The sequence below is a fragment of the Actinocorallia lasiicapitis genome (genome assembly GCF_054778695.1).
The window spans coordinates 1-7,399 of sequence record NZ_BAAGZI010000301.1 but is presented as its reverse complement, the minus strand read 5'-3'; the positions used below and the strand labels follow the sequence as shown (position 1 = coordinate 7,399).

General features: G+C 70.2%; 7 protein-coding genes. 3 read left to right on the top strand and 4 right to left on the bottom strand.

What is annotated here, in order from left to right; all coding sequences use genetic code 11:
• Nucleotides 1–204: 204 nt before the first annotated feature.
• Entirely contained in the window at nt 205–2,028 is a 1,824-nt protein-coding gene (locus ACYVE7_RS25495; protein ID WP_460367927.1) for a phosphoenolpyruvate carboxykinase (GTP), read from the bottom strand.
• Between the two features lie 671 nt (nt 2,029–2,699).
• On the opposite strand from ACYVE7_RS25495, the gene ACYVE7_RS25490 reads away from it, so the two are divergent.
• Nucleotides 2,700–3,890 carry an ROK family transcriptional regulator gene (locus ACYVE7_RS25490; protein ID WP_460367925.1) on the top strand — a complete coding sequence of 397 codons (1,191 nt, stop codon included), beginning with the start codon at nt 2,700–2,702 and terminating at the stop codon, nt 3,888–3,890.
• A 35-nt stretch (nt 3,891–3,925) separates the two neighbouring features.
• Here ACYVE7_RS25490 and ACYVE7_RS25485 read toward each other — a convergent pair whose 3' ends face one another.
• Complete coding sequence (locus tag ACYVE7_RS25485; protein ID WP_460367924.1) at nt 3,926–4,351, bottom strand: OsmC family protein; 426 nt, start codon at nt 4,349–4,351, stop codon at nt 3,926–3,928.
• A gap of 173 nt (nt 4,352–4,524) precedes the next feature.
• On the opposite strand from ACYVE7_RS25485, the gene ACYVE7_RS25480 reads away from it, so the two are divergent.
• Nucleotides 4,525–5,115, top strand: coding sequence for a malonic semialdehyde reductase (locus ACYVE7_RS25480; protein WP_460367922.1), 591 nt, complete (start codon nt 4,525–4,527; stop codon nt 5,113–5,115).
• A gap of 54 nt (nt 5,116–5,169) precedes the next feature.
• Here the strand turns inward: ACYVE7_RS25480 and ACYVE7_RS25475 are convergent, their stop codons facing one another.
• Both ACYVE7_RS25475 and ACYVE7_RS25470 read right to left on the bottom strand, forming a co-directional pair.
• Nucleotides 5,170–5,793, bottom strand: a complete 624-nt coding sequence (locus ACYVE7_RS25475) for a response regulator (protein WP_460367920.1) — start codon at nt 5,791–5,793, stop codon at nt 5,170–5,172.
• Complete coding sequence (locus ACYVE7_RS25470) at nt 5,790–6,917, bottom strand: sensor histidine kinase (protein WP_460367918.1); 1,128 nt, start codon at nt 6,915–6,917, stop codon at nt 5,790–5,792. Before ACYVE7_RS25470 ends, ACYVE7_RS25475 begins: the two co-directional genes overlap by 4 nt.
• A 162-nt stretch (nt 6,918–7,079) precedes the next feature.
• Here ACYVE7_RS25470 and ACYVE7_RS25465 point away from each other — a divergent pair.
• A partial coding sequence (locus ACYVE7_RS25465) for a GlcG/HbpS family heme-binding protein (RefSeq protein WP_460367916.1) occupies nt 7,080–7,399 on the top strand: 320 nt, incomplete at its 3' end.

Genomic DNA, 7,399 nt, shown 5'->3' with positions numbered 1-7,399 from the left:
GGTGGGAGCGGCGTGGGCGGGCGCGGGGAGCAGGGCGGCCGCGGTGACGGCGGCCGTGGCGAGCGCGGAGCGGCGCATCAAGATCCTTCGGGCGGGGGTCGGTGCAGCATGAGACGCCCGTCAAGCCCCGGAAGTTCGAGGGAAACGCGAGAAGGGCCGACCCCGACGCCTTTGTCGGGATCAGCCCTTCTCGTGTGTCAGCCCTCAGAACTCGTCGTTGAGCCGGGCCACCAGCGCGTTGTACTCGTCCCGCAGCTCCTGCGGGAGGTGGTCGCCGAAGGTGTCGAGGTGGGCGGGCATCAGCGACGCCTCGCGCTTCCACGTCTCCTTGTCGGCCGACAGCAGCAGGTCGAGGTCGCGGCCGTCGATCTCCAGGCCCTCGAGGTCGAGCGCGGCGGCGGTCGGGACGACGCCGATGGCCGTCTTCTTGCCGTCGGCCGAGCCCTCGAGCCGCTCGATGATCCACTTCAGGACGCGGCTGTTCTCGCCGTATCCCGGCCACAGCCACTTGCCGGAGTCGTCCTTGCGGAACCAGTTGACGTAGTAGATGCGGGGCAGCTTCTCCTGGTCGGCGCCCGCGCCCATGGTCAGCCAGTGCTTGAAGTAGTCGCCCATGTTGTAGCCGCAGAACGGCAGCATGGCGAACGGGTCGTAGCGCAGCGAGCCCACGGTGCCCTCAGCGGCGGCGGTCTGCTCCGAGGCGATGTTGGCGCCCAGGAAGACACCGTGCTGCCAGTCGAAGGACTCCGTGACCAGCGGCACCGAGGTGGCGCGACGGCCGCCGAACAGGATCGCCGAGATCGGGACGCCGTTGGGGTCCTCCCACTCCGGCGCGATGATCGGGCACTGGCCGGCCGGGGTGGTGAACCGGGCGTTGGGGTGCGCGGCGGGCGTGCCGGACTCGGGGGTCCAGTCGTTGCCCTTCCAGTCGGTCAGGTGCGCGGGCGGCTCGTCGGTCAGGCCCTCCCACCACACGTCGCCGTCGTCGGTCAGCGCGACGTTGGTGAAGATCGAGTTGCCCCAGAGGGTCTTGATCGCGTTGGCGTTGGTGGTCTCACCGGTGCCGGGCGCGACGCCGAAGAAACCGGCCTCGGGGTTGATCGCGTAGAGGCGGCCGTCCTCGCCGAACCGCATCCAGGCGATGTCGTCGCCGATCGTCTCGACCTTCCAGCCGGGAATGGTCGGCTGGAGCATCGCCAGGTTGGTCTTGCCGCAGGCCGACGGGAAGGCCGCGGTGACGTACTTGGTCTCGCCGGACGGCGGCGTGAGCTTGAGGATGAGCATGTGCTCGGCGAACCAGCCCTCGTCGCGGGCCATCGTCGAGCCGATGCGCAGCGCGAAGCACTTCTTGCCGAGCAGCGCGTTGCCGCCGTAGCCCGAGCCGTAAGACCAGATCTCGTTGGTCTCGGGGAAGTGGCTGATGTACTTGTCCTCGTTGCACGGCCACGCGACGTCGGCCTGGCCCGGCTCGAGGGGCGCGCCCACGGTGTGGACGGCCTTCACGAACGTGCCGCGCTCCTCGATCATGCGGAGGGCGGGAGCGCCCATCCGGGTCATGATCCGCATGGAGACCGCGACGTACGGCGAGTCGGTGAGCTCGACGCCGACCTGGGAGATCCGGCCGTTGAGCGGACCCATGCAGAACGGCACCACGTACAGGGTGCGGCCCTTCATGACGCCGTCGAAGATGCCGTCGAAGATCTCCCGCATCTCGGCGGGGGCCTTCCAGTTGTTGGTCGGTCCCGCGTCCTCCTGCTGCTCGGAGCAGATGAAGGTCCGGGACTCGACCCGCGCTACGTCGCGCGGGTCGGAGGCGGCGTAAAAGCTGTTCGGGCGCTTCTCGGCGTTGAGACGCTTGAAGGTGCCCTGCTCGACCAGGAGGTCGGTCAGGCGGGTCCACTCCTCGTCCGAGCCGTCGCACCACACGACGTTCTCGGGCTTGGTGAGCGCAGCGATCTCGCTCACCCAATCGATGAGTTCCTGGTGGGTGGTCGGGGCCGGTTTGAGACCGGGGACCTGCTCGGACAACGCCCTACTCCTCACACGCGCTTCGTGGCTTGTACGCATCGTGAACGACGACCACGGGGTTTGGCTAATTGGCACAGACCAATGCGTTACTTTCTGGAAACATCACCTCACGCAGAAAAATCTTCAGTCTTCTCCCTGTCAGGCCGCAACCCCCTTGAAAGAGCGCAGGTCCCGGCGGTCAGGCGGGGGATGAGAGTGAGATTCCCCGTTCTCCGCGCTCCTCTCGTGATGTGGCGCAGATCTCACCGTCCGGCCTCAGCTGTTCCCACCTGCGAGGACGTCCCGGGAGGCGTCCGCCGGAAACGTCGTGCGGATCCGTGATCGGGGCCGCCGGGAATCCCACCGGCACGGACCGGCCTTTATGTAAATTTCCCTAAAAAAGGCGGGGTCGAGGTGGTGGGCGAGTATCGGCGCACCCATTCTCGTCGTCCATCCCATCCCTGCCACGAGCGATTCCCCTGCCCCTTCCGGAAATTGGTATAGGCATTTGGTCTAGACCATTCCTCGCTCGCCCCGCACGGACCGAGGAGACGCCTGGTGGCGTCCTGGCTGCCCGGCAGTGAGGGCGGCGGCGTCGCGGACGTCCTGTACGGCAAGCGGCCCCTGTCCGGTCGGGGAGCTCTCTGGTACTTTTGGTGAGAGTCAAGAAAACCTGCTCCCGAGGATGGGCGATGGACCGGGCGGCTCGCAGCACTACCCGGGATCTGCGCCGGGGGAACCGCGAGATCCTGCTCAGATCGCTGGCCTTCGACGGCCCGAACAGCCGGCAGCGGCTCAGCGAGCTCACCGGGCTGTCCACGGCGACCGTCTCCACACTGATCAGCGCGATGCTCGCCGAGGGCGTGCTGGCCGAGGCCGGGCTCGTCGACTCCGACGGCGGCAGGCCGCGCGTGATCGTCCGGATGAACCCCGACCGCGGCCACTCCATCGGGGTCGACGTCGGCGAGACCAGGGTCCGGGTGGAGCTGTTCGACTCCCAGCTCACCGCTCTGGCCAAGGCAGAGCACGCGTTCGCGCCCGGCGAGCACCGGCCCGAACCGGTCGCCGAGGCGGTGCTGGCCGGGATGCGCTCGCTGGTCGCCGAGGCGGGGATCGAGGAGTCGCGGATCCTGGGGATCGGTCTTGGCGTGCCCGGAGTGGTGGTGGCGGGGGAGGGGGCGGCCGCGGTCGTCGACGCCCCGGCCTTCGGCTGGAGCCGCGTCCCGCTGGGCGCGCTGCTCCGCGCGGGCACCCGGCTGCCGCTGCACCTGGACAACGGCGCCAAGACCCTCGGCCTGGCCGAGCTACGGTTCGGAGCGGGCCGCGGCAGCCGTCATCTGGTCGTCGTGCTGGTCGGTTCGGGCGTGGGCGCGGCGCTCATCAACGACGGGCGGCTCTACCGGGGCGTCTCCAACAGCGCGGGCGAGTGGGGGCACACGACCGTCGAACGCGACGGCCGGCTCTGCCGCTGCGGCAGGCGCGGCTGCCTTGAGGCCTATGTCGGGGCGACGGCCGTGCTGGCCCGCCATCCCGGCGGCCTCGGCTCGTCCGAGGAGTCGGCGCTGTCCGCGCTGGTCACCGACACGGGGCCGGAGGCGACGGCGCTGCTGACGGAGACCGTCGACTGGCTCGGGCTCGGGCTGGCCAATCTGATCAATCTGCTCAATCCCGAGCGGGTGCTGCTCGGCGGCTGGGCGGGGCGGCTGCTCGGCTCGGCGTTCCTGCCGGAGATCAGGGCCGCCGCGGGCCGCAGGGCGATGCCCTCGATCTTCGCCGACGCCACGATCGAGCTGGGCGCGCTCGGCCCGGACGCCGTCGCGCTGGGCGCGGCCACCCGCGTCGTCGAGGAGTACCTCGCCACCGCCGCGGCCGCACGGGCCTAGCCGGGCCGGAGGCGTGCCCCCGGCCCGTCAGGGGATCAGACGGAGCTGGCCGTCAGGGTGATCTTGGTGCCGGTGAGCGCCTTGCTGACCGGGCAGTTGGCCTTGGCGTTCTCGGCGGCGGTCAGGAAGTCCTCGGTGGACAGGCCGGGGACCTCGCCGACGACGGTCAGATGGATGCCGGTGATGCCCTCGCCCGGCTGGAAGGTGACCTCGGCCTTGGTCTCCAGCCGGGTCGGCGGGGTGCCCGCGCCGGCGAGGCCGTGCGAGAGCGCCATCGAGTAGCAGGCGGAGTGGGCGGCGGCGATGAGCTCCTCGGGGCTGGTCTTGCCGTCGGCCTTCTCCGCGCGGGAGGGCCAGGAGACCGGGAACTGGCCGACGCCGGAGGAGTCGAGCGTGACGTCGCCGGCCCCTCCCATCAGCGGGCCTTCCCAAACCGTGTGCGCGGTGCGTGTGGTGGCCATGCGGATTCCCCTCGATGCGGTGTCAGAGAGCGTTGATCTTTCGCTCACCAGTATCCCGTACCCGGCTTGTGATGCACGTCACTATCTGACGCGGAAGACTTTGACTGATCAGAAAGTTCTGCATCATGGAAGCACACAGCAAGGATTTCAGACCAGGAAAGTAGAGGACCCCCATGTCCCTCGTACTCGACACCGCCGCCCAGGACCTGCTCTTCCGCGAGGCCCGCACCGCGAACACGTTCACCGACGAGCCGGTCACCGACGAACAGATCCAGGCCATCTACGACCTGGTCAAGTACGGCCCGACCTCGATGAACACCCAGCCGCTGCGGATCGTGCTGGTCCGCTCGGCCGAGGCCCGCGGCCGTCTGGTCGACCACCTGGGCGACGGCAACAAGGCGAAGACCGCGGCGGCCCCGCTGACCGCGATCGTCGCGCTGGACACCGAGTTCCACGAGCACCTGCCCACCCAGTTCCCGCACTTCCCCGGCGCCCGCGACATGTGGGCCCCCGAGGGCTTCCGGATCCCGGCGGGCGGCTTCAACGCCGCCCTCCAGGTCGGCTACCTCATCGTCGGCATCCGCGCGGCGGGCCTGGCCGCCGGTCCGATGACCGGGTTCGACGCCGAGGGCGTCAACAAGGAGTTCTTCCCCGACGGCAAGCACCACGTCCTCGCCGTGATCAACATCGGCAGGCCGGGCGAGGAGGCGTGGTTCGCGCGCAGCCCCCGCCTGGACTACGACCAGGTCGTCACCACCGTCTGATCGACGGCGACGGAGGGCCCCGCTCCGGCGAGGCCCTCCGTGGTCGGTCGATGGTCAGTCGATCCTGATCAGGCGGCGTTCGGCGGCGGCCGTCACGGCGGCGGTGCGGGTCTCGACGCCGAGCTTGCCGTAGATGTGCACGAGATGGGTCTTCACGGTGGCCTCGCTGATGAACAGCTCCTTGGCCAGTTCCCGGTTGGACCGCCCGCGGGCCAGCAGCCCGAGGATCTCGATCTCGCGGGGGCTGAGCGTGGGCTGGGGTTCGCGCATCCGCTTCATCATCCGGCTGGCGACGGCCGGTGACAGGGCCGTCTCGCCGCGCGCCGCGGCCCTGATGCCCTGGAACAGTTCGTCGGGCGGGCCCGCCTTCAGCAGGTAGCCGATCGCGCCCGCCTCGACGGCGCGGGCGATGTCGGCGTCGGAGTCGTAGGTGGTCAGGACCAGCACACGGGGCGGGTCCGGGAGGGCCAGCAGCCGCCGGGTCGCCTCGACGCCGTCGATGCCGGGCCCGAGCTGGAGATCCATCAGCACCACGTCGGGCGAGGTCAGCCCCGCCTTGCGGACGGCCTCCTCGCCGGTGCCCGCCTCCCCGACGATCTCCAGATCCGGCTCCCCGGACAGCAGGGCGCTCAGCCCGGCTCTGACGACGATGTGGTCGTCGGCGATCAGGATCTTCATGGTTCCCTTCCGATGGTCGCCGCGATCACGGTGCCCCCGCCGGGCGCGCTCTCCACGGCCAGGGTGCCACCGACCGCTTCGAGACGGTCCCGCATGGAACGTAGCCCGTACCCACGGCCCTCGCCCGGCGTCGGCTCGGCGAATCCGATGCCGTCGTCCGCGACGTCCAGGGTGACGGCGTCGTCGAGGAAGGCCAGCGTGACCATCACCCGGGACGCCTCCGCGTGCTCGCGGGCGTTGGACAGGGCCCCCTGGGCCACCCGCAGCAGCGCGGCCTGCTCCTCGGGCGGCAGCCGGAACTCCTCGCCCTCGATCCGCAGCCCGACCTTGCCGGGGTCGCGTTCGACGATCCGCCGCAGCCCTTCCGACAGCGAGCCCTGCGCCAGATCGGCGGGACCGAGCCCGCGCACGAACCGGCGGGCCTCTTCCAGCCCCAACTCCCGGACCAGCTCCGCCCTGGCCACATGCGCCTTGGCGGTCTCGGGGTCGGTGTCCCAGGCGCGCAGCGCGGCCTGGAGCAGCATCCCGATGCTGGTGTAGCCCTGGGCGAGCGTGTCGTGGATCTCCCGGGCGAGCCGTTCGCGTTCCGCGAGCACCCCGGCGGCGTGCTGGGCCGTGGCGAGCTCGCCGCGGGTCCTGGTCAGCTCGTCGATCAGGCTCTGCAGCGCGAAGAAGATCACCGTGGTCATTCCGGCGACGGCCAGCGGCCCGAGCACCATGCTGAGATCGAGCCCGTCCCGGGCGTCCAGCCGGATCCGGGTGAGCATCACGGCGAGCGTCACGACGAGCACCGCCACGACCGTCGCCCGCCGCGACAGCACCCGCATGGCCACGAACCCCAGCGGAATCCCGCACCAGGCGAAGCTCGGCGCGGCCTCCACCAGCACCAGCCAGCAGGCCAGGACCGCCAGGAACCACCAGCGGCGGCCCCGTGCCCCGAGCCGCTCCCAGGCTGCGACCCCCAGGAAATAGACGGTCACGAGCGCTCCGGCGAGGACGAGCTCGAGTTGCTGGCCTTCCAGCCCGTGCCGCGTGTACAGGCGCACGCACGAGGAGAGAACCAGGGCGAGAAAGCCCAGGTGCACCGCCGTCAGCAGCAGCCGGTCCGTCCGCGACGTGTTCACGTTGCCACCCCCTGTGATCACGCTATCGGACCGGTTCCGGCGGCGGATCAACCGATCGGTTGACTCCGGGATCGACCTTCTCCGCGATGGTTTGCGGCCCCGCGGCGGCCAGTGTGGAGAGTGCGAGGTCACCGGGACCGAGCAGCCGAGGAGGAGCACACCATGAAGAAGATCATCGCCGTCACCGCCGCCGGTCTCGCCGTGGGCGCCGGCGCCCTGGCCTACTCCGGTTCCGCCGTCGCCGCCCGTGACGGCCAGGGAGTCCAGCAGGCCACCACCCTGAACACCGACTCGGCCCTCCGGGTCGCGGATGCCGTTCAGAAGGCGGCGGCGAAGGAGAACCAGCGGGTCAGTGTCGCGATCGTGGACCGTTCGGGTGCGGTGAAGATCATTGTTCGTGGTGACGGCAGTGGTCCGCAGACCGAGGAGTCGGCGAAGCGTAAGGCGTTCACCGCGGTGAGCTTCGGTCGTTCGACCACGGA